Here is a 25,613-nt window from a genome sequence, read left to right as displayed (position 1 = left end):
TGTGGGAGCGGGTTCACCCGCGAAGAGGCCGTTACAGGTCAACGCCTCAAGTAATCGGCAAAATCGATATCGCCGGCACTCAGGATCGCCTGCACCCGATTATGCACGTTCAACTTGCGCAAGATCGCCGAGACGTGCGCCTTGACCGTGGTTTCGGCGATATCCAGCGTGTAGGCGATCTGCTTGTTCGATTCGCCCTTGGTCATGCGCTCGAGCACCAGCAGCTGCTTGCGGGTCAGGGCCTGGAGCATTTCCGGCGGGAAGCTCGGGGTATCGTTGTGGCGCCGGCTGGTACTGCTTTTTTGCGCGCGGATGATGTCGGGTGGCAGGTAGACATTGCCATTGAGGATCTGCTCGATCGCTTCGATCATCTGCGAGCGCGGCGAAGACTTGGTGATGAAACCCACGGCACCGTAGGTGATGGCCTGCAGCACGATCTGCTTTTCCTGCTCGGCTGAAACGATCACGACCGGCGTGGTCGGCGCCTCGTTGCGCAGGGTGATCAGGCCGTTGAGGCCGTGCATGCCGGGCATGTTCAGGTCGAGCAGGATCAGGTCGAGGTCGTCGTGCGCCTGGGTCAATGCCAGGGCGCTGTCCAGGTCGGCCGTCTCCATGACCTCGCTGCCTTCAAAACCATCGCTGATGACGTTGTGGATGGCTTCGCGAAACAGCGGGTGATCGTCGGCAATCAGAATTTTGTACATGGCCTTTTCACCTTGTTTTTATTGGATGGGCACGCGTTCGCAGGCAAGTGATTCAGGGAAAGGGCACGGGTTGCGCCGGCTGCAGCGGCAAGTTGGCCTGTTGCCAGGCGTCCAGGCCGTCGCGGTACCAGTACAGGTTGTTATAGCCCAGGGCCTTGGCGCGTTTTACCGCGTTCCAGCTTAACCAGCAATCGGAGCGGCAGTAGAAGACCAGCGGTTGCTCTGGCTGCCCGGCGGTGGCTTTTTGCAGGTTACGCATGAAGTAGTCCTGCCAGGCCGGGCTCAGTTCACCGTCGCCGGTGTTGGCCAACCACAGGCTGCCGGGGAGGTTGCTGTGCGGCTCGTCTTCGATGAAGCGGCCTTGCAGCCATTGGCGGCGATAGACGTCCACCAGCACCGGCCTGGGGGCCTGGCCTAGCAGGCGTTGCAGCGTGGCGGTGTCGATGACCTGGCCACCTTCGACCTGTTGCGGGGTGGGGCTGCGGTAGAGCGTGGTGCGATAGCCTTCGGCGGAGAACAGTGGGGTGGTGTCGGCCTGGGCAATACCCAATGACAGACACAGTGAAAGGGCAGCCAGCAAGGGGCGCAGGGCACGTGGCATGGGGATTTTCCTTTTTGTTATAGGCCCATTACATGCCAGTGGCGGTGCTTTGTGAATGCGACGATTAGACAGCAAAGGCAGTACTAAAGTAGTAGCTTGCGGTTAAAAAGAGAGGTGCCACTTCAGCCCTGACGCTCCTGCACAGAGCAAGCAACAGAAGCTCAGCGGGGCTTGCGCAGCGCCGCATGCTGGGGGTTGAAGGTGAGTACCGCCAGCAGGGTAAACAAGGCGGTCAACCCCAGGCACACCGCCAGCGCCAGCAGGTTCAACCGCTCATAAAGCGCAAACCTCACCAGTTCCACGGCATGGGTAAACGGGTTAACAGCACACAGCCAGTACAACCACTGGCTGGCCTCGCGCATCTTCCACAGCGGGTACAACGCCGACGACAGGAAAAACAGCGGAAAGATCACGAAATTCATCACCCCGGCAAAGTTCTCCAGCTGGCGGATCGCGTTCGACAGCAACAGGCCCAGGGCGCTGAGCATGAACGCCACCAGCAGCAATGCCGGCAGCGCCAGCAGCAAGCCCGCGGCAGGTGGCTGCACGCCGTAGAGCCAGGCGATGGCGAGAAAGGCATACACTTGCAGCAGGGAAATCAACGAGGTCGCCAACAGCTTGCTGCCCAGCAGGAACGGCCGCGGCAATGGGCTGGTCAGTAACACGCGCATGCTGCCCATCTCCCGGTCATAGACCATCGACAGCGAGCCCTGCATGCCGTTGAACAGCAGAATCATGCAGGCCAGTCCCGGAATGATGTACACCTCGTAAGGAATATAGGTGTCGTAAGGCTCGATGATGGCAATGCCCAGCGCCGCGCGAAACCCGGCGGCGAACACCAGTAACCACAGCAGCGGGCGCACCAGGGCACTGAGCAAGCGCGTGCGCTGCAACACGAAGCGCAGCCATTCGCGCAACATGATGCCGTTGAAACATTGCCAGTAAGCGTTCATCGGGCGTCGGCTCCTGAGTGGGCGCTGGTCAGGCGGGCAAAGGCGTTGTCGAGGTCGCCGCCGTGCTCCAGGCTCAGCGCATCGGCGGTACCACGGGCTACCAGGCGCCCGTGATGCAGAATCAGCAGGTCATCGGTGGGCTGCACTTCGTCCAGCAGGTGGGTGGTCCACAGCACACTGAGCTGTTGCTCGCGGCATAACCGGCGCAGGTGCTGGTTGAGCGCCAGGCGGCTGGCCGGATCGAGGCCGACGCTGGCTTCGTCGAGCAGCAGCACGCGGGGTTCATGCAGCAGTGCGCGGGCAATTTCCACCCGGCGGCGATGGCCGATGTTCAGCTCGCGCACACGATCGCGACGGCGTTCGCCAAGCCCCTGGCGGGCCAGTTCGGCTTCGACCCGCAGGTTGCTCTGGCGCCGCGACAGGCCATGCAGCGCGGCGTGGTAGCGCAGGTTCTGTTCAACGCTCAGGTCCAGGTCCAGGGTGCTTTGCTGAAACACCACGCCCAGCTGACGCAAAGCCGGGCGTGCAGCGTTGCGCAGCGAGCAGCCGCACACGCGGATGTCGCCGTGTTGCAGGTCGTACAGCCGGGTAAGCAGGGCGATCAAGGTGGACTTGCCGGCGCCATTGGGGCCCAGCAGCGCGGCGAAGCGCCCGGGCGCCAGGCTGAAAGCCACCTGTTTGAGCGCTTCGCGCTGGCCGTAGGCGAAGCTCACATCAATGACGTCGAGGGCATTCATGGTGTTACCACCACGCCCCAGGGGTAGCGCCCGACCTTCACCGACTTGAGTACCTTGAGGTTCTTCGCGTCGATCACCGAAACGTCGCCACTGACGCCGTTGGTGGCCAGCAACTGGCTCTGGTCCGGGGTGAACGCCAGCTGCCAGACCCGCCGCCCGACCAGCAGGTAGTCGAGCACATCAAAGGTCGTGGCATCGACCACCGCCACATGGTTGGCCGGCCCCAGCGCGACGAACGCGTACTTGCCGTCGGCGCTGAGCTTGATGCCCACCGGTTGCACCTTGTCCGGGTGAACACCCTTGATCTGGAAATTCAGGGTTTTCAGCACCTGGCGCGTGGCCACGTCGAGGATGGTCACCGTGCCACCAATTTCCGCCGAGGCCCACAACCGCGAACCGTCCTTGTTGAACTCGACGAAACGCGGCCGCTGATCGACCAGGGTGCTGTCGGCCAAGGTCTGGGTGCTGGTGTCGATCCAGTGCAGCATGTTGGTGGTCTCACTGGTATTGACTGCCCACTTGCCGTCGGGGCTCACCGCCATGCCTTCGGGTTCGATACCGACGTCGATCTGCCCCAGCACCTTGTCGGTGACGGTGTCGATCACCGTCACCAGTGCGTCGTCCTCGTTGGACACATACAGCCAGCGGTCGTTGGGGTGCAGGGCAAACTGCTCGGGGTCCTTGCCGGAGGGCAGCTCCTTGATGATCTTGCGGGTGGCCACGTCCATCACCTGTACCCGGTCCGAGTCGCTGGCGCAGATGTACAGCAGCTTGTTGTCGTGTGACAGCAGCAGGCCGCGCGGGCGCTGGCCCACCGGCAGGGTCTCGGTGACTTCAAGGGTTTGCATGTCGATCAGGCTGAGGCTGTTGTCCTTCTCGTTGGACACCCAGGCAGTGGCGGCCATGGCGTGCCCGCTGGCCAGCGCCAGGGCGCCCGACAGCAGGCTGGGGTAAAGCAGGGCCCGGTGGAAGAGGGGGCGGCGCATGGCGAATTCCTTATTGTTGTGGTTATCGGGTCAGGGGTAGCTGCAGGTCACTTCGGGTTTGTCGTAGCCCAGGCTGTCCATTTCGTTGAAAGGGTGCAGGAAGCCCTCCTGCGGCGACGTGCTGACCAGGGCGCGCGGCTGCACCAGCGCGATTGGCTGGCGCAGTTCGCCGTTCCACGGGCGGTAGCTGAGCTTGCGGCCCTTGAAACCATCCAGTGGCAACTGTTCGCTGAGCAGCAGTTGTTGTAGCGCGCGGGGTTCGGCCTGGCGCAGCTTGCTGGCCGCGCTGGCAATGCTGCGCACGGCCATCCAGGCAGCAAAGTCACGGTCATTCATCCAGCGCCCGGCCTGGGCTTCGAAGCGTTTTTGCAGCTGCGCGGCGCCAAAGGTTTCCACGGTCTTGTGCCAGCCGGTGGGGGTGAGGCCCTGGGTGCCGGCCACGGGACGGGGGTACCAGGTCTGGTAGGGCAGGTACTCGCCAAAGTCGCCGCGCTCGTCGGCCACCAGTACAACGTCGTATTCGGCGGTTTGGGTGAACAGCGGCATGTCGGCCTGGGCGCTGCGGCGCTGGTCGTTGTCGAAAGTCCAGGTCTTTTCCGCGACCAGTTGCAGGCCAAAGCGTTTCATTGAGCGGCGCAGGGCTGCGGCGTAGGCCTGGTCGTCTTCGGTCTGGCCGGCCACCAGCAGCGCCCGCTGCCACTTGCGCAGCACCAGGAATTGCACCAGCGCATCGGCCAGCATGGCGCGCCCCGGCAAGCTGTGCAGCACATTGCCCAGGCACTGGCTGCTGCGCAGGCCGTCGTCGGGGCTGCCGGCGTTGAACAACAGGCTGTCGGGGAGGGCGGCAGACAACGCGCGCAGGCTGGCGGCCGGGGCATTCACCACGAACAGCCGCAGGCCTTGGTCGTGCTGCGCCCTGGCTGCCTGCAACAAGGCCTCGGGGCTGTCGACTGTGGCGGGGGTCAGCTGGAATTGCTGCTTCAGGAAGCGCCCGGTGCTGTTGCTGTCGACAACCGCCAGCTCGGCGCCCTGGCGCCCGGCATCGGCAGGCTCAGGAATGATGTTGGACAGCAGCGGGCCGGGATCGGGGCGATAGCCCAGGTAGCCGATGCGTACGTTTAGCGCGTCTGTGGGCTGAGCGGCGGGCGCCAGGGGCGCAGCCAAGGTCGCGGCCAGGGCCAGCAGGCAGGTCAGGGCAAGGTGGGCAGGCTGGCGCATAACACACTCCACGGCAGATGGCGCCAGCATAGGAAGCCCGCCGTGAGGGGGAAATATGCAGAAAGTAGCGCCAGGCCGGTACCAAGGTAGTAATTCGGCGCGGCTGTTGCGGTTTTACGATGGGCCACAACGCCCCGAGGAGAATCGCCTGTGCGCCTTGTCAACCTGTCGGCCCTGTGGCGGATCAACCTGTGGGTCACGTGCTGTTTCGCCCTGGTGACGCTGGCCTGTGCCGGCGCGCTGTTGCACCAGGCGGTGGCGGATGTCGAGCGTGAATTGCAGTCTGCCGAAGCGGTGGTGGCGTACCTCGGTGACACTGCCGAACGCGACCCGGCAAGCCTGCAACCCCGGCTGACCCAGAGCCTGCGCCATGTGCGGGTGCACTGGCTAGCGGCGGGTGAAGCGCTGCGGCTACCGGCGCGGAGTGGCCTGGATGCCTGGTTGGGCCGCCAGCTGTTTGACGAGCGCCACAGCAGCCGCCGGCTGCTGGACCTGAATGACGGGCGCCGGGTGTTGATTGCTGTCGATCCACGGGATGAGATCGATGAAGTCTGGGACTCCCTGCAGCAACTGCTGGGTTTGTGTGGCGTGGCCTGGCTGTTGAGCCTGCTGACCATCCGCTGGGCGGTACGGCGGGCCATGGGCCTGCTGGATGAACTGCTGTGCGCCTTGCGTCAGGTTTCGGGCGGGCAGTTGACTGCGCGCTTGCGCGAGGCTGGCCTGCCGGAGGCACGCCAGCTGGCTACCTACTTCAACCACATGACCGCAACGCTGGAGCAGGCTCGGGCCGACAACGCCCGACTGACCCAGGCCCTGCTGGCGGCGCAGGAGCAAGAGCGCACCCAGCTGGCGCAGACCCTGCACGACGACCTTGGGCAATACCTGGCCGGTATTCGTGCCCAGCTCTGTCTGTTGCGTATGGTGGCTGAGCAGCCTGCGGTGGTGACACAGACGGCGCACGACCTCGAACTCAATTGCGAGCGCCTCCAGCAAGGCTTTCGCGCGCTGGTGCACAACCTGTACCCGGTGGCGCTGCACTACATGCCGCTGGCCGAGGCTTTCGGCCTGCTGGTGAGCCAGTGGCAGGCCAGCCAGGGTATCGAATGCCGGCTGCGGGTTGGCGAGCACTTGCCGGCGCTCCCCGGGGCGAGCAGAACGCACTTGTACCGCTTGCTGCAAGAGGCACTGACCAACGTCGCTCGGCATGCCGGCGCAAGCCAGGTGCGGGTGCGCCTGCAGCGCAGTGCCAAGGGTTTGCGCCTGTTCATTCGCGACAATGGCCGCGGGGCGCACCCGCCCCAGCGCCCAGGGGTAGGCCTGCACTCGATGGCCGAACGCGCCCGTAGCCTTGGCGGGGAGCTGCGCATCTTGAGCCGGCCGGGTAGCGGCTGGGCACTGGCCCTGAACATTCCCAAGGAGGTGTGATGAATATCCTGTTGGTCGATGACCATGCCGTGGTCCGCCAGGGCTATGCCAGCCTGCTGCGGACGGTGTTGCCGGCGATGCAGGTACGAGAGGCGGCCAGTGGAGAAGAGGCCTTGACCCGTGTGCAGGAGCAAGTGCCGAACCTGGTGGTCATGGACTTCGGCCTGCCCGGTATCAGCGGCCTGGAAACCACCCGCCGCCTGCGCCAGCGCCTGCCTCAGCTGCGGGTGCTGTTTTTCAGCATGCACGACGAGCTGCCGCTGGTGCGCCAGGCGCTGGAGGCGGGGGCTTCGGGCTACCTGACCAAGAACTCGGCGCCCCAGGTGTTGATCGAGGCGGTGCAGCGGGTGTTGGCCGGGCATGCCTACATCGAACAGCCCTTGGCTACGCAGTTGGCGTGCACGTCACAGCAAGGCAGCAGTGACCCCCGCTTGCAGCGCATGACCCAGCGTGAACTGGAGATTTTCACGATGCTGGCCAAAGGTACGCCGATGCGGGTGATTGCCGAGCAGCTGTGCATCAGCGCCAAGACTGTGTCCAATCATTTGACCTTGCTCAAGAGCAAGTTGCAGGTCAGTTCGCATGCCGAGCTGGTGCACCTGGGCATCAACCTGGGGGTGGTGCGGGTGGCGGGGTGAGGTGTGTCAGCTGCGCTTGCTGGGGCTGCTTCGCAGCCCATCGCGACACAAGGCCGCTCCCACAATGACCGCGTACACACAGCAGTTGGTATGTACGCGGTCATTGTGGGAGCGGCCTTGTGTCGCGATGGGCCGCAAAGCGGCCCCTGCTAACTGAACTCATTTGTCCCATGTATCCGGGCATCCCTTGCACCCCTCCATGTTGGCCTCCTGGAAGTTCCCGTAATGCTGCCGCGCCCCGCGCAAATCCGCACGCGCCAGGTTGCTCTGGCCAAACTTGGCCTCCTGCAGGTTGGCATCGCTGAGGTTGGCCCCTTGCAGATCAGCCTTGCTCAGCCAGGCCATCTCCAGGTCCGCCGCCTGCAAGTTGGCCTGCTGCAGCTTCGCCCCGGACAACCTGGCGAACTGCAAGAAGGCAGCACTGAGGTCGGCCTTTTCAAACTGTGCCCCTTGGGCGAACAAGCCCCAGCCCTGAATAGCCACCAGCTTGCTGTTGCTCAGGTCCGCCACACGCAGGTTGCTCTGTTGCAGGCTGGCACGGGTCAGGTTGGCGCCCTGCAGGCGGGCTTTTTCCAGGTTGGCCAGGTCGAGCCGGGCATGGCGCAGGTCGGCATCACGCAGGTCGGCGCCGGCCAGGTTCATCTTGCGCAGGTCCTGGTTGGCCAGGTTGGCACCGCGCAGGTTGGCCCCCGGGCATTGGCTGGCTTCGGCAATGACGCAGCCGTTGATGGTCAACGGGGCATCGTTGCCATCGTCGTCGGCGCTCACGGCCAAGGCAGGGGACAGTACCAACAGCAAGGCAAATGGCAGGTAGTTCATGGTGAAAGGCTCTCAGTTGGAACAGGGCAGTTGTGGGGCGGACCTGAATGCATTCGGGATAAGCGTTATGGGGCCGCAATGCGGCCCCATAACGCTTTACCTCAGGCAGTCAACGCTGCGCAGTCTTGTTGTCCCAGCTCGGGATCTTGAACACCCAGAACGAGCCGCCCTGAGCCACCGGCTTGGTCAGCTCGGCCATGTCGCCGCCCCACAGCGGCACCGCGCCGCCGTAGCCCACGGTCACGCCGATGTACTGCTCGCCGTCCTGCTCCCAGGTGATGGGCGGCGAGACGATGCCGCTGCCGGTCTGGAACTTCCACAGCTCCTTGCCCGTCTTGGCGTCGAAGGCCTTGAAGAAGCCGTCGCCAGTGCCGGTGAACACCAGGTTGCCCTTGGTTGCCAGCACGCCCGCCCACAGCGGCAGGTGCTCCTTGTGCTCCCACACCAGCTTGCCGGTGGTGGGGTCCATTGCCCGCAGGGTGCCGACATGGTCGTCGTACATGCGCTTGATACGGAAGCCCATGCCCAGGTAAGCCGAGCCCTTCTTGTAGTTCACTTCCTCGGTCCAGTATTCCTCTTTCCACTGGTTGCCCGGGATGTAGAACAGGCCGGTGTCCTGGCTGTAGGCCATGGGGTTCCAGTTTTTGCCACCCAGGAACGGCGGCGAGACTTCCACCGGCTTGCCCTTGGTTTCACCGGGCAGCGGTTTGGCCGGGCGTTGGCCGGGGTTTTCCACCGGGCGCCCGGACTTCAGGTCGATATGGCTGGCCCAGGTGATGTTGTCGACGAAGGGGAAGGCGTTCTGCAGCTTGCCGTTGTTGCGGTCCACCACGTAGAAGAAGCCGTTGCGGTCGGCGTGCCCGGTGGCCTTGACCACCTTGCCGTCCTTGTCCTTGTAGTCGAACAGCACCAGCTCGTTGTTGCCGGAGAAGTCCCAGGCATCGTTTGGCGTGTGCTGGTAGAACCACTTCACCTCGCCGGTGCTGGGGTCGACACCGACCTGGCCTGAGGTGTAGAGGCTGTCGTAGTCGTGGGGGTTGCCATCCTTGGAGGTGCGCGCCCAAGTGTTCCAGGGGCCGGGGTTGCCAGCGCCAACGATGATGGTGTTGGTCTCGGCATCAAAACTGGCGCTTTGCCAAGGGGCGCCGCCGCCGTGGCTCCAGGCTTCGACCTTGCCGGTTTCGGTGGTCGGGTCGTCTGGCCAGGACGGCGCCTTGACGTCGCCGGTCGGGGTGCTGTCCTTGCCGTTCAGGCGGCCCATGTGGCCTTCGACGAAGGGCCGCATCCATACCTCTTCGCCAGTGTCCGGGTCGCGGGCGAACAGCTGGCCGACCACGCCGAACTCGTCGCCGGAGCTGCCGTGAATCAACAGCACCTTGCCGCTGGTCTTGTCTTTGATCAGCACCGGGGCGCCGGTCATGGTGTAGCCGGCGCTGTGGTCGCCGAACTTCTTGTTCCACACCACCTTGCCGGTGTTTTTGTCGAGGGCGATGAGCCGCGCGTCCAGGGTGCCGAAGTAGATCTTGTCGCCGTAGATTGCCGCCCCGCGGTTGACCACGTCGCAGCACGGGCGAATGTTGTCGGGCAGGCGGTGGTTGTAGGTCCACAGGCGTTTGCCGGTCTTGGCATCGAGGGCAAATACCCGCGAGTACGAGCCCGTGACGTAGACCACGCCGTCGCTGACGATGGCCTGGGATTCCTGGCCGCGCTGCTTTTCGTCGCCGAAGGAATAAGACCAGGCCGGGGTCAGCTTGAACACGTTCTGGTCATTGACCTGGGCCAGCGGGCTCCAGCGCTGGGCATTGGTGCCCATGCCGTACTGCAGCACGTCCTGGGTGGTCAGGTGGTCGTTGGCGATGTCTTCCCAGGTGACGCTTTTGCCGGCAGGTGCAGCAGGTGCGGTGGCCGCTGTTGCCACATTGCCCAGGGCCAGGCTACCGGCCAGTAGCAGGACGCGCACGCTCAGGGCCAGGGGGGAAGGGGCGGGTAGCGATCTTATTGTCATGGTTGCAGTTCCCAGTGGAGGTTTTGGCCTGCACAGGGTGGGGCGGGGGCGCTGTCGCGGGATACGGAAAAAGTCCCGCCCTTGCCGGGAAGACTTCCCGAACGGCACCTCAATTGGCCCTTCGCCACAAGCCCTACTACCAAGGGAGTAAGGCCCGGCCACCAAAGCAGCATTCGAGCGTCCGCAGGCTGTTTCTAAGATGGCGGCACGGCCTCTGTGGTTGAGGCTTTGCGTGCAATGGTGAGGGCATAACAATGACAACAAAACGCAATGTGTTGCTTGCTGCAGGGCTGCTGGCCGCAGCGGTGCTGACCGGTACGGCCTGGGCTCATGGCAACGTGGTGCCCCAGGCGGTGGAGACCAAGGGCCTGACCCCGATCAAGGACGCCGGCGTAAGCCTGGACGGCGACGGGTGGGCTGCAGTAAACCCTTACCGCAGCTCGCCCGAGCACGACAAGGCCGTGGAAATCGGCGCCTCGGCCTACAACCAGAACTGCGCTGCCTGCCATGGCCTGGAGGCCAAGTCCGGCGGTATTGCCCCAGACCTGCGCATGCTCGATGCCGGTGACGCCGGGGATGAATGGTTTGTCGAACGGGTACGCCATGGCGCGGTCCGCGATGGCCGTGTGTACATGCCGAAGATGGCCGACTACCTCAGCCAGGAAGCCCTGTGGGCGGTGCGCACCTACCTGGACAGCGTGCACGTCGAGGAGTGACGGCCATGCGTCTGTTTGCCGTGCTGTTTTGTAGCCTGCTGCTGTGGTGCGCGACGGCCCAGGCGCAGGTGCGCAACTACGACGCGATCATCGCCGCCGGTGAGCTGAAAGTGGCGGTGTACAAGGATTTCCCACCTTACAGTTTCGAAGACCACGGCAAGCCCCGCGGCGTCGATGTTGAACTGGCGCAGGCGTTGGCCTCGGCCTTGGGGGTACGTTTGCAACTGATCTGGGCACCGCCCGGGGAAAAGCTCGATGACGACCTGCGTGACTACATCTGGCGCGGCAGCCCGCTGCGCCACCAACAGCTGGCCGACCTGATGATGCGGGTGCCCTACGACCAAGCCTACGCACAAAAGCGCAACGAACTGGGCGAGCTGGAAAACGCCCAAGTGGCGATGTTCGGCCCTTATCAGCAAGAGCGCTGGCAGGTGGCCTACGACCGTCGTCGCCTGGCGTCGGTGGCCAGTGTTGCGGTGTTTCAGCAGCACCCGATCGGGGTCGAGGTGGACAGCGTGCCGTCGTTCTACCTCACTTCGGTGTTCAACGGCATGCTCAGTGCCAACACCCACCACTACCCCGGCGTGCAGCAGGCGTTCAGCGCCATGCAGGCCGGCCAGGTGGACGCGGTGATGGCGATGCGCGGCGAAGTTGACTGGCAGTTGCACCAGGCCGCAGACCCGCAACTGGCCCTCGCGGAAAACGCCTACCCCAACCTGGGCAAGCAGGCCTGGGAAATCGGCATGGCCGTGCACGAAAGCAACCGGCAGTTGGCCTATGCCGTGGAGGAAGCCCTGGAGGCGATGATCCGCGATGGCCGGCTCAAGGCCATGTATGCCGCTTACGGCCTGCGCTACGAGGTCCCTGAGATGTATCAATAGCGGGGCACACACCTTCCCTGTGGGAGCGGGCATGCCCGCGAAGAATGCAACGCGGTGTCTGGCACCGGCTTCGCCGGTGTTCGCGGGCTTGCCCGCTCCCACAGGGTCTCGCTGAATCAGTGGCTTATGTGTTGTTCAATCAGGAGCAGGCCATGAACTGGCGAGCGACTTTCCTGCTGGCCTGCTGGATGCCTTGTGCAGCCCAAGCTGCCACCCCAGCCCCCCAGACGGACCCGGTGCCCTCGGTGATGTGGGACTTCTACCACAAGCAGCTGCTGGGCCAGGCCGGGTTCGTCTTCGATGACCGCGTAAAGCTGCTGGCGCCGCCCTTTGCCGAGGACGCACGGCAGGTCCCGCTGGAGATCGACGCCCGGGCATTCGCTGGCGAGGTGGTGCGGATAATTGCCTGGGCCGAACTCAACCCGCTGCCGCGCATTGTCGACTTTCAGCCCGGCGAGCGCGTGTTGCCCTGGTTGTCGATCCGTATCCGTATCGAACAGGCCACCCCGCTGCGCGCCGCCGTGCTGACACGCGATGGCCTGTGGCACGTCGGCTCAACCCTGATCGATGCCGCCGGTGGCGGATGTACCGCGCCCAGCGTGGTGCGCACCCAACCCGGTTGGGAAGACCACCTCGGAGAGGTGCTGGGCGGGCGCTACCCGCGTGGCGACAGCAGCCGCTTGCGCCTGCAGGTGGCCCACCCGATGGACAATGGCCTGGTCAGCGGTATTCCCGAGTTCTTCCTCAACCATGCCGAGTTGCTGGACGCGAACGGCCAGCGCCTGGCCAGCCTCGAGCTGTACCCGGCGGTCAGCGAAAACCCCAACCTGGGCTTCGATATCCAGGGTGCCGGGCCGACCCGGCTGCTGTTGCAGGACAACAGCGGCAACCAGTTCGAAGCGGCGGTGCCCTGACCGCGCTGCCGCATTTTACCCCTGACCAGAGGCACCCTTCATGCGTTGGATGATGCTGTTGCTGCTATGCCTGGGGCTACCGGCCTGGGCAGACCTGGACTACCGTCTCACGCCTCGGCAGATCGCCGAGGGCACCTGGCTGCTGGAGGGCAGCACCGACAACTTCGCCAAGGCCAATGGCGGCAATATCGTCAATACCGCGTTCATCGTCACCGACAGCGGCGTGGTGGTGATCGACAGCGGGCCGTCCAAACGCTACGGCGAAGCATTGCGCCAGGCCATTGCAGCCACCACCGACAAGCCGGTGCTTGAAGTGCTGCTGACTCATCATCACCCTGACCATGTACTGGGTAACCAGGCGTTTGCCGATGTACCTGTCGGCGCTTTGGCCGGTACCGGCGACTTGCTGCGTCAGCAGGGCGAGGCCATGGCCGAGAACATGTACCGGCTGGTCGGCGACTGGATGCGCGGCACCGAAGTGGTGCTGCCGACCCGGGTGCTGCAGCCTGGTATCCACGAGGTGGGCGGGCACCGCCTGCGGTTGCTGGAGTTGAGCGGGCATACCGGCGCCGACCTGGCGATTCTGGATGAGAAGACCGGCGTGCTGTTCGCGGGCGATCTGGTGTTCTACGAGCGTGCCCTGACCACCCCCAACAGCCCGGGGCTTCAGGTGTGGCAAAAGGACTTGGACACCCTGCAAGCCTTGCCCTGGAAGCAGCTTGTGCCCGGCCACGGGCCGCTGGCCAGCGATGCCCGGCCGTTTGCACAGATGCGTGATTACCTGGGCTGGCTGGATGGGTTGATGCGCGACGGCGCGGCGCGTGGCGACGACATGGCCGAGATGATCCGCAGCCCCATCCCCGAACGCTTTGCCGGGATCAACCTGACCCGTTATGAGCTGATTCGCAGTGTCAGCCATCTGTATCCCCGCTACGAACGCCAACAACTGCAGCGCGTCGACGCCAACCCCTGACGCATTCCCCTGCAGGAGCGCAAGTCGAGGGGATGCGGCCCCGTACCAAGGAACTAGAAAACTCCGCACTGCGGGTAATTGTTGGCAACCGGGTCGGGACCAAGAATTCCCGGCACACCGGGAAATTTTCCCGGGCACAACAAAAAAACCAAAGGTAGCCGTCATGACCCGATCCCCGCGTCGCCCCTTGTTTGCCGTGAGCCTGGTGCTCAGCGCCATGCTGCTTGCCGGCGCGGCTCACGCCGCTGTCAGCAATGAAGAAATCCTCCAGGACCCGAAGAACCCGCAGCAGATCGTGACCAATGGCCTGGGCGTCCAGGGCCAGCGCTACAGCCCGCTGGACATGCTCAATGCCAACAACGTCAAGGAGCTGCGGCCGGTCTGGGCATTCTCCTTCGGTGGTGAGAAGCAGCGCGGCCAGCAGGCACAGCCGCTGATCAAGGACGGGGTGATGTACCTGACCGGTTCCTACTCGCGGGTGTTCGCCGTGGATGCCCGCACTGGCAAAAAACTGTGGCAATACGATGCACGCCTGCCGGATGACATCCGCCCTTGCTGCGACGTGATCAACCGCGGCGTGGCGCTGTACGGTGACCTGGTGTTCTTCGGCACCCTGGACGCCAAACTGGTCGCCCTGAACAAGGACACCGGCAAGGTGGTGTGGAGCAAGAAGGTGGCCGACCACAAGGAAGGCTATTCCATCAGCGCCGCGCCCATGATCGTCAACGGCAAGCTGATCACCGGCGTTGCCGGTGGCGAGTTCGGCGTGGTGGGCAAGATCCAGGCCTACAACCCCGAGAACGGCGAGCTGCTGTGGATGCGCCCCACCGTCGAAGGGCACATGGGCTATGTGTACAAGGACGGCAAGGCAATCGAAAACGGTATTTCCGGCGGCGAGGCGGGCAAGACCTGGCCCGGCGATTTGTGGAAAACCGGCGGCGCTGCGCCCTGGCTGGGCGGTTACTACGACCCGGAAACCAACCTGATCCTGTTCGGCACCGGCAACCCGGCACCGTGGAACTCGCACCTGCGCCCCGGTGACAACCTGTATTCCTCGTCGCGCCTGGCGCTGAACCCTGACGACGGCACCATCAAGTGGCACTTCCAGAGCACGCCGCATGACGGCTGGGACTTCGACGGCGTCAACGAACTGATTTCGTTCAACTACAAGGACGGCGGCAAGGAGGTCAAGGCTGCCGCCACGGCCGACCGCAACGGTTTCTTCTACGTGCTGGACCGCACCAACGGCAAGTTCATTCGCGGCTTCCCCTTCGTCGACAAGATCACCTGGGCCACCGGCCTGGACAAGGATGGCCGGCCGATCTACAACGACGCCAGCCGCCCAGGCGCACCCGGCAGCGAAGCCAAGGGCAGTTCGGTGTTCGTCGCCCCGGCCTTCCTCGGCGCCAAGAACTGGATGCCGATGGCCTACAACAAGGACACCGGGCTGTTCTACGTGCCTTCCAACGAGTGGGGCATGGACATCTGGAACGAAGGCATTGCCTATAAGAAAGGCGCAGCGTTCCTCGGCGCCGGCTTCACCATCAAGCCGCTCAACGAAGACTATATCGGCGTACTGCGTGCCATCGACCCGATCAGTGGCAAGGAAGTGTGGCGGCACAAGAACTACGCGCCGCTGTGGGGTGGGGTGCTGACCACCAAGGGCAACCTGGTGTTCACCGGCACGCCGGAAGGCTTCCTGCAGGCCTTCAACGCCAAGACCGGCGACAAGGTCTGGGAATTCCAGACCGGCTCTGGCGTGCTCGGTTCGCCCGTGACCTGGGAAATGGACGGCGAGCAATACGTGTCGGTGGTCTCTGGCTGGGGGGGCGCGGTACCGCTGTGGGGGGGCGAAGTGGCCAAGCGGGTCAAGGACTTCAACCAAGGCGGCATGCTCTGGACCTTCAAGCTGCCCAGGCAGCTGCAGCAAACGGCAAGCGCCAAGCCGTAAAGCAGTGGCCTGAGGCAAGCGGCCCTACTACCAAATGACGAGAGCCCCGCTGCCAACGATGCATTCGCCTGGCACGCGGGGCTTTTTACCATCGGTCCATCGCCTGTCGTGGGACAGGCATCGACCCGCAGAGGCTCAGCATGATCTACGCACAACCCGGAACCCCAGGCGCCGTCGTGTCCTTCAAGCCACGTTATGGCAACTTCATCAATGGCGAGTTCGTGCAGCCGTTGGCTGGCCAGTACTTCACCAACAGCTCGCCGGTCAATGGCCAGCCGATTGCCGAGTTCCCGCGTTCCACTGCCCAGGACGTCGACCGCGCCCTGGACGCCGCGCACGCAGCCGCCGAAGCCTGGGGCAAGACCTCGGTGCAAGACCGCGCCCTGGTGCTGCTGAAGATTGCCGACCGTATCGAACAGAACCTGGAAGTGCTGGCCGTCACCGAAAGCTGGGACAACGGCAAGGCGGTGCGCGAAACGCTCAATGCCGACGTGCCGCTGGCAGCGGACCACTTCCGCTATTTTGCCGGTTGCATCCGAGCCCAGGAGGGCGGCGCGGCCGAAATCAACGAGGGCACCGTGGCTTATCACATCCATGAGCCGCTGGGCGTGGTCGGGCAGATCATCCCCTGGAACTTCCCGCTGCTGATGGCTGCCTGGAAGCTTGCCCCGGCCCTGGCCGCCGGCAACTGTGTGGTGCTCAAGCCGGCCGAGCAGACGCCTCTGTCGATCACCATTTTTGCCGAGCTGGTCGCCGACCTGCTGCCGGCGGGCGTGTTGAACATCGTCCAGGGCTTCGGCCGTGAGGCCGGCGAAGCGCTGGCCACCAGCAAGCGCATCGCCAAGATCGCCTTTACCGGCTCTACGCCTGTGGGGTCGCACATCATGAAGTGCGCGGCCGAGAACATCATCCCGTCCACCGTCGAACTGGGCGGCAAGTCGCCGAACATCTTCTTCGAAGACATCATGCAGGCCGAGCCCGCGTTCATCGAGAAGGCCGCCGAGGGCCTGGTGCTGGCGTTCTTCAACCAGGGCGAAGTGTGCACCTGCCCGTCCCGGGCGCTGATCCAGGAATCGATCTACCAGCCATTCATGGCCGAGGTGATGAAGAAGATCGCCAAGATAACGCGGGGCAACCCGCTGGACACCGAAACCATGGTGGGTGCCCAGGCCTCGGAGCAGCAATACGACAAGATTCTGTCCTATCTGCAGATTGCCAAGGAGGAGGGCGCGCAGCTGCTCACCGGCGGTGGTGCCGAGCAGCTGCAGGGCGACCTGGGCAGCGGTTACTACATCCAGCCGACCCTGCTCAAAGGCAACAACAAGATGCGTGTGTTCCAGGAAGAAATCTTCGGCCCGGTGGTGGGCGTGACCACCTTCAAGGACGAAGCCGAAGCGCTGGCAATTGCCAACGACACCGAGTTTGGCCTGGGCGCCGGCCTGTGGACCCGCGACATCAACCGCGCCTACCGCATGGGGCGCGGCATCAAGGCCGGCCGCGTGTGGACCAACTGCTACCACCTGTACCCGGCGCATGCAGCGTTTGGCGGCTACAAGAAGTCTGGCGTGGGCCGTGAAACCCACAAGATGATGCTCGACCACTACCAGCAGACCAAGAACCTGTTGGTAAGCTACGACATCAACCCGCTGGGCTTTTTCTAGACCGCGTCGCGGCCTCTTCGCGGGCATGCCCGCGAAGAGGCCGGCACAGGAAACAAACTCCCCTACCAACGCACCCCGCAAGCTCCTTCCAAAGTAGCATTCGGCCCTGGCGCCCCCCGTGCATTAATGCATCTACCGGACTCCCCCGGCACAACAAGAGGACTGCCCATGTGGAATAAACCCGCCTTTACCGACCTGCGCATCGGCTTTGAAGTGACGATGTACTTCGCCAATCGCTGATGTGCCACCCGGCCACTACGGTGGCCGGTTCCTCTGACTGCCCGTGGCTGAGCCAGTGCTGCTCATTGGTCTGGTTGCTTTCGCTGCGGGATGCTTTACGCTGGCGGTTACCTTCCAGAACAATAAGAACAGGCTTGCCAATGAGCCAGAGTTTCAGCCCGCTTCGCAAGTTCGTATCGCCTGAAATCATCTTTGGTGCCGGCTGCCGGCATAACGTCGCCAATTACGCGAAAACCTTCGGTGCCCGCAAGGTGCTGGTGGTCAGTGACCCGGGCGTTATCGCCGCCGGCTGGGTGGCGGACGTGGAGGCCAGCTTGCAGGCCCAGGGCATTGATTACTGCCTGTATACCGCCGTGTCGCCCAACCCGCGGGTCGAAGAGGTGATGCTCGGCGCCGAGATCTACCGGCAGAACCACTGTGACGTGATCGTCGCCGTCGGCGGCGGCAGCCCGATGGATTGCGGCAAGGCCATCGGCATCGTGGTTGCCCACGGGCGCAGCATCCTCGAATTCGAAGGCGTGGATATGATTCGCGTGCCCAGCCCGCCGCTGATCCTGATCCCGACCACGGCCGGCACCTCGGCGGATGTGTCGCAGTTCGTGATCATCTCCAACCAGCAGGAGCGCATGAAGTTCTCCATCGTCAGCAAGGCGGTGGTGCCGGACGTCTCACTGATTGACCCGCAAACCACCCTGAGCATGGACCCGTTCCTGTCGGCCTGCACCGGTATCGATGCGCTGGTGCATGCCATCGAAGCCTTTGTTTCCACCGGCCACGGCCCGCTGACCGACCCCCACGCGCTGGAAGCCATGCGCCTGATCAATGGCAACCTGGTAGAGATGATCGCCAACCCGGCCGATATAGGCCTGCGCGAGAAGATCATGCTGGGCAGCATGCAGGCGGGGCTGGCGTTTTCCAACGCGATTCTGGGTGCGGTTCACGCCATGTCCCACAGCCTGGGCGGCTTCCTCGACTTGCCTCATGGCTTGTGCAACGCGGTGCTGGTGGAGCACGTGGTGGCGTTCAACTACAGCTCGGCGCCGGAGCGCTTCAAAGTGATTGCCGAGGTATTCGGCATTGATTGCCGCGGCCTTAACCACCGGCAGATCTGCGGGCGCCTGGTGGAGCACCTGATTGCGCTGAAACACGCCATCGGTTTCCATGAAACCCTGGGGCTGCACGGCGTGCGCACTGCGGACATTCCGTTCCTGTCGCAACATGCGATGGGCGACCCGTGCATCCTGACCAACCCCCGTGCGTCGAGCCAGCGTGATGTCGAGGTGGTTTATGGCGAGGCCCTCTGAAGAACAGCAGCGCGCGCTGGCCGGGCTGTTGGGGCTGGGTGACCATTCGGCACGCAAAAGCCATTACCCGGAGCTGGCGGCCCGCCTTGACGAACTGGAAGCCGAACGCAACCGTTACAAATGGCTGTTCGAAAACGCCGTGCACGGGATTTTCCAGGCCAGCCTGCAGGACGGTATGCGTGCCGCCAACCCGGCGCTGGCGCGTATGCTCGGTTACGACGACCCGCAAGCGGTGCTGTTTTCCCTGACCGACCTGGCCGCCAACCTGTTTGACGGCGGTGCCGAAGAGTTGCAGGCGATTACTGCGGTTCTCGCCCGTGAGCGCAGCCTGCACGGTTACGAAACACGCTTGCGGCGCAAGGACGGCAGCCACCTTGATGTGCTGATGAACCTGCTGCTCAAGCCTGGGCAGGAGGGCCTGGTGGAGGGTTTTGTCGCCGACATCACCGAACGCAAGCTGGCGCAGCAACGCCTGCAACAGCTCAATGACGAGCTGGAGCAACGGGTTGCTGCGCGTACCGATGAATTGCTGGAGGCCCGCGATGCTGCAGAAGCTGCCAACCGCAGCAAGGACAAATACCTCGCTGCCGCCAGCCATGACCTGCTGCAACCGCTGAACGCCGCCCGCCTGCTGATCTCCACGTTGCGCGAGCGGCCATTGCCAGAGGCCGAGCATGTGCTGGTGGAGCGTACCCACCAGGCTCTTGAGGGCGCCGAAGACTTGCTGACCGACCTGCTGGACATTTCCCGGCTCGACCAGGCAGCGGTGAAGCCGGACGTGGCCGTGTACCGCCTCGACGAGTTGTTCGCACCCCTGGTCTCGGAGTTCCGCTCGGTGGCCGATGCGCAAGGCCTCAAGCTGCATGCGCGCATCCCGGACTGCGCCATCAGCACTGACCTGCGGCTGATGACACGTATCCTGCGCAACTTCCTCAGTAACGCCTGCCGCTACACCGACGAAGGCCGGATCTTGCTGGGGGCAAGGCGCCGGGGTGGCCATTTGCGGCTGGAAGTGTGGGATACCGGGCGGGGTATTGCCGAAGACCGGTTACAGGCGATCTTCCTTGAGTTCAACCAACTGGACGTCGGCCGCGCAGCGGATCGCAAGGGCGTGGGGCTGGGGTTGGCCATCGTCGAGCGGATTGCCAAGATTCTCGGCTACCGGATTGAGGTACGTTCGTGGCCGGGGCGTGGCTCGGTGTTCAGCATCGAGGTCCCGCTGGGTAAAGAGGTGCCGCTGGCCGCTCACCAGGCTGTGCCGCTGCCAAGCGTCGGCAACCCGTTACCGGGCCGCCGCCTGTTGGTACTGGACAACGAAGTGAGCATCCTCGAGAGCATGGGCGCGCTGCTTGGGCAGTGGGGCTGCGAAGTGGTGACCGCGACCGACCAGGCCGGTGCCTTGCTGGCCTTGCAGGGGCAGGCCCCGGAACTGATCCTGGCCGACTACCACCTGGACCATGGCGTGGTGGGTTGCGAGGTGGTCAGGTATTTGCGTGAGCATTTTGCCACCGCCATACCTGCGGTGATCATCACCGCCGACCGCAGCGATCAATGCCGGCGGGGCTTGCAGAAACTGGGCGCGCCGCTTTTGAACAAACCGGTCAAGCCTGGGAAATTGCGCGCGGTATTGAGCCAGTTGCTGGGGTAAACCCATGCGGCATGGCACAGGCCTGCTTGGTGCTTTGCGGGAGCGGCCTTTTATTGCGACAGGGCCACGCCTAAAGTTCAGTGCATGCCTCTTTCACCAGCCAGTCGATCAATACCTGCAGGCGTCTGGGCATCGGGTCATGATGCGGGTAGACCAGGTAATAGCCATAGTGGGGGGTGTCGACGAACCCCCCGAACGGCAAGACCAGCTCACCTTGTGCAATGCGATCCTTGACCAGTTGTTCCCGGCCGATGGCGATGCCTACGTGATTCAGGGCGGCGAGCGTGCAGAGGTCGGAGCGATCGAATGTGAGGAACCGGCGCGCAAGGCTGACGCCAGCGCCTGTGGTGTCCGCCCAGAGTTGCCATTCTGCATCGAATGCAGCGTTGTCCCAGGCTGCTACGTCATGCAGGGTGGTGCAGTGATCCAGCGGTTGCAGGTCGCCGTTCAATGCATGGGTTTCTGCGTAACGGGGGGAGCACACCGGGGCGATCCGCTCGTTCATCAAGTGAATGCTCTGCAGGCCGGGATGATGGCCATCCGAATAACACAGGACCAGGTCGATCTTGCGTGTGCGGTAATCGATGCTCTCGTTGCCCACCCTGATATCCAGCTGAATATCAGGGTAGCGGGCGGTGAACTGCGCCAGCCGCGGCACCAGCCAGCACTGTGCTACTGAGGGGCGAACGTAAAACGTCAGCTGGCCGGCGATCTCGGCGTGAGCGCGTTCCTGCACGGCCTCGCTGAGCTCATCCATGGTCCGCTGCATGACCGCGAACAGGCGCTCGCCGTCTTCGCTAAGGCGGACCTTGCGCGGCATGCGGTGGAACAGCTTGAGCGCCAGCTCATCTTCCAGGCGATTGATGCGATGGCTGACGGCACTGGCCGTCAGGCATAGCTCATCGGCGGCGCGTGAGAAGCTCAAGTGCCGTGCGGCCACCAGAAAGACATGCAGGCTGCCCAGGTGCGAGCCATTGAGTTTCACGGCGCCGCCGCCGGGCTTTTTCATTGTTCAATCCTTCCTGCGCAGTTCACTGATTGCGGTTACAGGCTAGCCTGCGTGCTGCGCCCTTTCGCCAGATAAGCGTTGAATTCCTCCTCCGGCACCATGCTGCCACCCGTCCCCCAGACGAGGTGGGTAGCCTGCTGCAGCTGGGCTGGCGTGAAGCCCTGGCGAGCCAGGTACTCGCCTGCTTGCAGCACCCGTAGCATACCGGGTACGCCTGCCAGGGCAGAGGGTTCGAGTTTGACCTTGTCCTGCTCATGGGCAATTACCATCAAGCGGTACAGGGCTTCGTCAGTCACGGTGTAGTAACCATCGATAAGCCGCTGCATGGCTTTGCCGACAAACCCTGATGGGCGTCCGACCGCCAGGCCGTCGGCGGCGGTGATGTTGTCGATGCCGAAGTCCTGCACGCTGGTTTCATCATGCAGGCCGGTGTACACCCCCAGCAGCATGCAAGGGGAGTGGGTGGGTTCGGCAAAGACGCAGTGCACCGCATCGCCGAACACCAGCTTCAGGCCGAATGCGACACCGCCTGGGCCGCCCCCTACGCCGCACGGCAGGTACACGAACAACGGGTGATCTGCGTTCACCTGGATACCCGCCTGCTCGAATTGCCGCGCCAACCGTTCGGCGGCCACGGCATAGCCGAGAAACAGCTGCGGGGAGTTTTCGTCGTCGACAAAGTAACAGCTGGGGTCTGATGCCGCCTGCTGGCGGCCTTGCTCGACCGCCACGCTGTAGTCGCAGGCGTGTTCGACCACCGTGACGCCGTTGGCACGCAGCTTGTCCTTTTTCCATTGCCTGGCGTCAGACGACATGTGCACGCTCACCTGGAAGCCCAGTTTGGCGCTCATGATGCCAATCGATAGCCCCAGGTTGCCGGTCGACCCTACGGCGATCTTGTACTGGCTGAAGAATGCGCGGGCCTGGTCGCTTGCCAGTTTCGTGTAGTCATCCGCTGGCGTGATCAGGCCGGCAGCCAGGGCCAGGTCCTCTGCGTGCTTGAGCACTTCATGGATGCCGCCCCGGGCTTTGATCGAACCGGAGATCGGCAAGTCGCTGTCCGCCTTGAGCCACAGGCTGCCTGCGTTCTGCAGCGATCCTTCCTCGACAAGCAGCTGGCGCAGCTGTGGCAGCGGGGTAATGTGCGACTCGATGACCCCGCCGGCCGCTGCCGTCTCGGGGAACACGGTGGCCAGGTAAGGCGCGAACCGTTGCAGCCGCGCGCTGGTGGCTTGCACGTCGGCCGCTGTAAGGCCCACATCGTGCAGGGCTTCTGCTGCCTTGGCGATGCCAGGGTTGAACCAGCTGGTTTGTTTCAGGGCAACCAGCTCGGCGATAATCGGGTGGCTTTGTTGCCAGGCTTCCAGGGTTTTTCCGTGAATCATGATTTCACCTGTAGTGCGGTATGTGCAGAGTAGATCAGACAATCTTTGAAAGGAGCAGGGTCAGGCACAAGGCGACTACCGAGGCCAGCACTGTCGCGGCAGTGAATTTTTTCAATGCATCACTCAGGGAAAGGCCCAGGTATTCCTTCACCACCCAGAACGCCGAGTCGGTGATGTGGGTCCAGCCTATGGCGCCGGCACCGATGGCGATCACCAGGATTTCCCGGTTGTATTCCGGGTGCTGGCCAAGGATCGGCATGACCATGCCGGCCGCGCTGATCATCGCGACGGTGGCCGAGCCAACGGCAAAGTGCATGATCCCGGCGATCAACCAGGCGAGGATGATCGGGTTGAGCTGCGTCTGGTTGAGCACATCGGCCAGTGCCTTGCCGATGCCGCTGCCCACGAGCATGTCATTGAAGGCACCGCCTGCACCGATGATCAGCAGAATGCCGGCCAGGGGAGGGAAACAGCGCTGGGTCAGGCTCAGCAGGTCTGCCATATCAAGGCCGCGACGCAAGCCCAGGGCCCAGTAGGCAAACACCACTGACAACGTCAGGGCAATCAGTGGGCTGCCCAAAAAGGCCACCCACTCGTACAGTGCAGCGCCCTTGTCCAGGACCGTGACGGCCAATGTTTTGCCCACCATCAACACCAGCGGCAGCAGTACGGTGGTGAGTGTGATGCCGAACGCGGGCATTGCCTGTTCTTCTGCTGGGGTCACCGTGCGTGCAGAAAGGAAGGCCTGCTGGGAGTCGCTGGCTTCGCGTCTACAGGTAAAGCGAACCCACACCGGGCCCGCGATGATAGCGGTTGGAAGGCCAACGATCAGGCCGTACAGGATGACAGTACCGATATCCGCATTGAGCATGCCGGTGATGGCCGTGGCGGCCGGGTGTGGCGGGAGAATGCAGTGCACCAACATCAGCGAGGTGGCCAGCGGCACGCCGAGGTACAGCATGCTGATGCGGGTTTGCCGTGCGACCACGTAGATCAACGGAATCAGCAGGACAAAGCCGACCTCGAAGAACACCGGGATGCCGGCGATGAAGCCGACGAGCATCATTGCCCATGAAGCATTGCGTTCACCCAGCCTGTTCAATAGCGTGGTGGCGATGCGCCTGGCGCCTCCGGATTCCTCCAGCAATTTGCCGAGGATACTGCCCAGGCCGATGATGCCGGCAAGAAAACCCAGCGTGCTGCCCATGCCTTTCTCGAAGGCGGCCACGATTGCCGTGGGTGCCATGCCGGTGCCGACACCCACTACCAGGCTGGCGGCCATCAAGGCCAGAAAGGGGTGTACTTTAAGCTTGCTGATCATGACCACGATCAGGAGTATCGCAGTGCCCAGGACGAGTAATGAGAACGTTGGAGTCATCGTGTGGTTATCTCTATCGCTGATCGCTTCCGTGCGAGCTTCTTGTTGGTTTGCACCCATTAGATTTCAGCGATTTGATCGACTCAAACGATCACTCCTCACCCCATAGGTGAGCCCATGTCATGCATGGCGCCGGCACTCAATGCCGTGCCGACAAGCCACAATTCAACGCTGCCACCGCAACCGCCAGTGCCGCCCCGGCATAGGCCCAGATCGCCGGTACCTGGGGCAGCAATACCCCCGCAAGCATCGGCCCGAGCCCGGCGCCGATGTCGCGCCATATGGCATTGCCGGCCAAGGCCTGGATGCGTTGTTGCGGGTTGCGCAGGGCGACCAGTGTCATCACCAGCGGCAGTTGCAGGGCACGCAGCACCAGTACGAAGAAGGCGCCGATGAACAGCCAGTGGCTGCCAAACAGCAGCAGCGCCATCGACGTGGCCAGTGACAGCACTACCAGCATGCGCAGCGGCCCGAAGCGGTCGGCCAGGCGCCCACCGAAGGGGCTGAAGAGCATTTCGCTCAGGTAGCGCACCGCCATCAGCACACCCGCTGCCAGCACGCCGGACTCACCCAGGTGGGTTTGTGCGTACAGCGAAAGGCCAAAAATGAACAGGCCGTCCAGGGTCACCCCTTCGATGAAGGACCAGGTGGCAATGCTGTCTGGCAGGCGCAGGCGTCGGCCACCCCGGCTGGCAACCGGGTGGCCGGTGCTGGGCAGGGCACGCGCACGCCACAGCCCGAACAGGGCACTGATGCAGAGCACAAAGAACACACTGCGCGGGCCATAGGCCTGAGCCATCAGCGCGCCTAGCGGCAAGGCCAGCATTGGCCCGATGGAAATGCTCGCCCGTGAACGCCCGGCGCGCCGCGCCGCGCCTTGTGCTTCAGCGGTGGCGAGGGTCTGGGTGCTGAGGTTGAAGGTGGCAAAGCACAGGCCCCAGACCAGGCGCAGCACCAGCAGCGCGGCGAAACCGGTCAGCACCGCATTGCCCAATGCACACACGGCGGCGGCGAAGGCGGCAAGGCTGCACGCCGCGCGGTCACCATGGCGAGCGTAGAAGCGCACAACCCAGCCGTAGCCGATGATGCGCACCAGGCGGTTGGCCGCCAGCAGAATGCCAGCCTCGGCCAAGGTCACGCCGAAATCGGCTGCGTACATCGGCAGCAGCAGGTAGAGCAGAACGTCACTGGGCAGGCACAGGCTGAGCACCTGGGCGGCATTGCGGGAGTCTTGGTCGGCGCGGTGGGTTTGCACCGGTGTGGCAGCGGACGACATGACAGCCTCGTGACAGGGGTGAGGGGGGCAGGATAACCCACAGCGTCTCGAATATTGCACATTGGCTTCACTGACGTGTTGCCTGTAATGGCCTCTTCGCGGGCTTGCCCGCTCCCACAGGTACTGTGCAAATATTCAAGATTGTGATGATCCTGTGGGGGCGGGCGAGCCCGCGAAGAGGCCGGTACAGG

The 25,613-nt window shown here is 63.7% G+C and carries 23 protein-coding genes; 11 read left to right on the top strand and 12 right to left on the bottom strand.

Going from position 1 to position 25,613, the window contains the following annotated elements:
* Positions 1-38: 38 nt before the first annotated feature.
* The 6 genes from LU684_RS04245 to LU684_RS04220 all read right to left on the bottom strand — a co-directional run bounded on the left by LU684_RS04245 (position 39) and on the right by LU684_RS04220 (position 5,199).
* Positions 39-704 (bottom strand): response regulator transcription factor, encoded by a 666-nt coding sequence (locus LU684_RS04245; protein ID WP_060516772.1) that lies wholly within the window; start codon positions 702-704, stop codon positions 39-41.
* 52 nt (positions 705-756) lie between these two features.
* Positions 757-1,305: a PQQ-dependent catabolism-associated CXXCW motif protein gene (locus LU684_RS04240; RefSeq protein ID WP_016486174.1), complete on the bottom strand. Its 549-nt coding sequence runs from the start codon at positions 1,303-1,305 to the stop codon at positions 757-759.
* Positions 1,306-1,466: 161 nt separating this feature from the next.
* Positions 1,467-2,258 carry an ABC transporter permease gene (locus LU684_RS04235; protein WP_016486175.1) on the bottom strand — a complete coding sequence of 264 codons (792 nt, stop codon included), beginning with the start codon at positions 2,256-2,258 and terminating at the stop codon, positions 1,467-1,469.
* Positions 2,255-2,995 (bottom strand): ABC transporter ATP-binding protein, encoded by a 741-nt coding sequence (locus LU684_RS04230; RefSeq protein ID WP_023046935.1) that lies wholly within the window; start codon positions 2,993-2,995, stop codon positions 2,255-2,257. Before LU684_RS04230 ends, LU684_RS04235 begins: the two co-directional genes overlap by 4 nt.
* On the bottom strand, positions 2,992-3,981 hold the full coding sequence (locus LU684_RS04225; protein WP_016486177.1) for a YVTN family beta-propeller repeat protein: 990 nt from the start codon (positions 3,979-3,981) through the stop codon (positions 2,992-2,994). Before LU684_RS04225 ends, LU684_RS04230 begins: the two co-directional genes overlap by 4 nt.
* A gap of 30 nt (positions 3,982-4,011) precedes the next feature.
* The gene (locus LU684_RS04220) at positions 4,012-5,199 is read right to left on the bottom strand and encodes an ABC transporter substrate-binding protein (protein ID WP_016486178.1); all 1,188 of its coding nucleotides are present in this window, start codon (positions 5,197-5,199) and stop codon (positions 4,012-4,014) included.
* A 150-nt stretch (positions 5,200-5,349) separates the two neighbouring features.
* Between LU684_RS04220 and LU684_RS04215 the strand changes: the two genes are divergently transcribed.
* Positions 5,350-6,624 carry a sensor histidine kinase gene (locus LU684_RS04215; protein WP_191087523.1) on the top strand — a complete coding sequence of 425 codons (1,275 nt, stop codon included), beginning with the start codon at positions 5,350-5,352 and terminating at the stop codon, positions 6,622-6,624.
* Positions 6,624-7,262, top strand: coding sequence for a response regulator (locus LU684_RS04210; protein WP_023046938.1), 639 nt, complete (start codon positions 6,624-6,626; stop codon positions 7,260-7,262). Before LU684_RS04215 ends, LU684_RS04210 begins: the two co-directional genes overlap by 1 nt.
* Positions 7,263-7,421: 159 nt before the next feature.
* Here the strand turns inward: LU684_RS04210 and LU684_RS04205 are convergent, their stop codons facing one another.
* Together LU684_RS04205 and exaA are read right to left on the bottom strand one after the other, a co-directional pair.
* Complete coding sequence (locus tag LU684_RS04205; protein WP_016486181.1) at positions 7,422-8,081, bottom strand: pentapeptide repeat-containing protein; 660 nt, start codon at positions 8,079-8,081, stop codon at positions 7,422-7,424.
* A 109-nt stretch (positions 8,082-8,190) separates the two neighbouring features.
* Complete coding sequence (gene exaA, locus LU684_RS04200; RefSeq protein WP_232894167.1) at positions 8,191-10,086, bottom strand: quinoprotein ethanol dehydrogenase; 1,896 nt, start codon at positions 10,084-10,086, stop codon at positions 8,191-8,193.
* 254 nt (positions 10,087-10,340) lie between these two features.
* Here exaA and pedF point away from each other — a divergent pair, with 254 nt between their 5' ends.
* From pedF to LU684_RS04155, 9 genes are all read left to right on the top strand, one after another.
* On the top strand, positions 10,341-10,802 hold the full coding sequence (gene pedF / locus LU684_RS04195) for a cytochrome c-550 PedF (protein ID WP_016486183.1): 462 nt from the start codon (positions 10,341-10,343) through the stop codon (positions 10,800-10,802).
* Between the two features lie 5 nt (positions 10,803-10,807).
* Positions 10,808-11,683 carry a substrate-binding periplasmic protein gene (locus tag LU684_RS04190; protein WP_145914341.1) on the top strand — a complete coding sequence of 292 codons (876 nt, stop codon included), beginning with the start codon at positions 10,808-10,810 and terminating at the stop codon, positions 11,681-11,683.
* A gap of 152 nt (positions 11,684-11,835) precedes the next feature.
* Positions 11,836-12,597: a quinoprotein dehydrogenase-associated SoxYZ-like carrier gene (locus LU684_RS04185; protein WP_023046940.1), complete on the top strand. Its 762-nt coding sequence runs from the start codon at positions 11,836-11,838 to the stop codon at positions 12,595-12,597.
* A gap of 40 nt (positions 12,598-12,637) precedes the next feature.
* Positions 12,638-13,570, top strand: coding sequence for a quinoprotein relay system zinc metallohydrolase 1 (locus LU684_RS04180; protein ID WP_016486186.1), 933 nt, complete (start codon positions 12,638-12,640; stop codon positions 13,568-13,570).
* 163 nt (positions 13,571-13,733) lie between these two features.
* Entirely contained in the window at positions 13,734-15,521 is a 1,788-nt protein-coding gene (pedH, locus tag LU684_RS04175) for a PQQ-dependent alcohol dehydrogenase PedH (protein WP_016486187.1), read from the top strand.
* Between the two features lie 140 nt (positions 15,522-15,661).
* Positions 15,662-17,182 (top strand): acetaldehyde dehydrogenase ExaC, encoded by a 1,521-nt coding sequence (gene exaC, locus LU684_RS04170; protein WP_016486188.1) that lies wholly within the window; start codon positions 15,662-15,664, stop codon positions 17,180-17,182.
* A gap of 168 nt (positions 17,183-17,350) precedes the next feature.
* Complete coding sequence (pqqA, locus tag LU684_RS04165; RefSeq protein WP_010455123.1) at positions 17,351-17,422, top strand: pyrroloquinoline quinone precursor peptide PqqA; 72 nt, start codon at positions 17,351-17,353, stop codon at positions 17,420-17,422.
* 140 nt (positions 17,423-17,562) lie between these two features.
* Positions 17,563-18,726, top strand: coding sequence for an alcohol dehydrogenase-like regulatory protein ErcA (gene ercA / locus LU684_RS04160; protein ID WP_016486189.1), 1,164 nt, complete (start codon positions 17,563-17,565; stop codon positions 18,724-18,726).
* Positions 18,710-20,374, top strand: coding sequence for a PAS domain-containing hybrid sensor histidine kinase/response regulator (locus tag LU684_RS04155; RefSeq protein WP_016486190.1), 1,665 nt, complete (start codon positions 18,710-18,712; stop codon positions 20,372-20,374). Before ercA ends, LU684_RS04155 begins: the two co-directional genes overlap by 17 nt.
* Positions 20,375-20,444: 70 nt before the next feature.
* On the opposite strand, the gene dsdC is transcribed toward LU684_RS04155, so the two are convergent.
* The 4 genes from dsdC to LU684_RS04135 all read right to left on the bottom strand — a co-directional run bounded on the left by dsdC (position 20,445) and on the right by LU684_RS04135 (position 25,422).
* On the bottom strand, positions 20,445-21,383 hold the full coding sequence (gene dsdC / locus LU684_RS04150; RefSeq protein ID WP_102688845.1) for a DNA-binding transcriptional regulator DsdC: 939 nt from the start codon (positions 21,381-21,383) through the stop codon (positions 20,445-20,447).
* A 35-nt stretch (positions 21,384-21,418) separates the two neighbouring features.
* Entirely contained in the window at positions 21,419-22,768 is a 1,350-nt protein-coding gene (locus tag LU684_RS04145) for a D-serine ammonia-lyase (RefSeq protein WP_060516754.1), read from the bottom strand.
* Positions 22,769-22,802: 34 nt separating this feature from the next.
* Positions 22,803-24,146, bottom strand: a complete 1,344-nt coding sequence (locus tag LU684_RS04140) for a GntT/GntP/DsdX family permease (RefSeq protein ID WP_232894166.1) — start codon at positions 24,144-24,146, stop codon at positions 22,803-22,805.
* A 139-nt stretch (positions 24,147-24,285) separates the two neighbouring features.
* Positions 24,286-25,422 carry an MFS transporter gene (locus LU684_RS04135; protein WP_070086342.1) on the bottom strand — a complete coding sequence of 379 codons (1,137 nt, stop codon included), beginning with the start codon at positions 25,420-25,422 and terminating at the stop codon, positions 24,286-24,288.
* Positions 25,423-25,613: the final 191 nt, after the last annotated feature.

It is taken from the genome of Pseudomonas sp. NMI542_15, assembly GCF_021283425.1.
GTDB classification, from domain to species: Bacteria; Pseudomonadota; Gammaproteobacteria; order Pseudomonadales; family Pseudomonadaceae; genus Aquipseudomonas; species Aquipseudomonas fortuita.
This window is presented reverse-complemented; position numbering and strand designations above follow the sequence as displayed.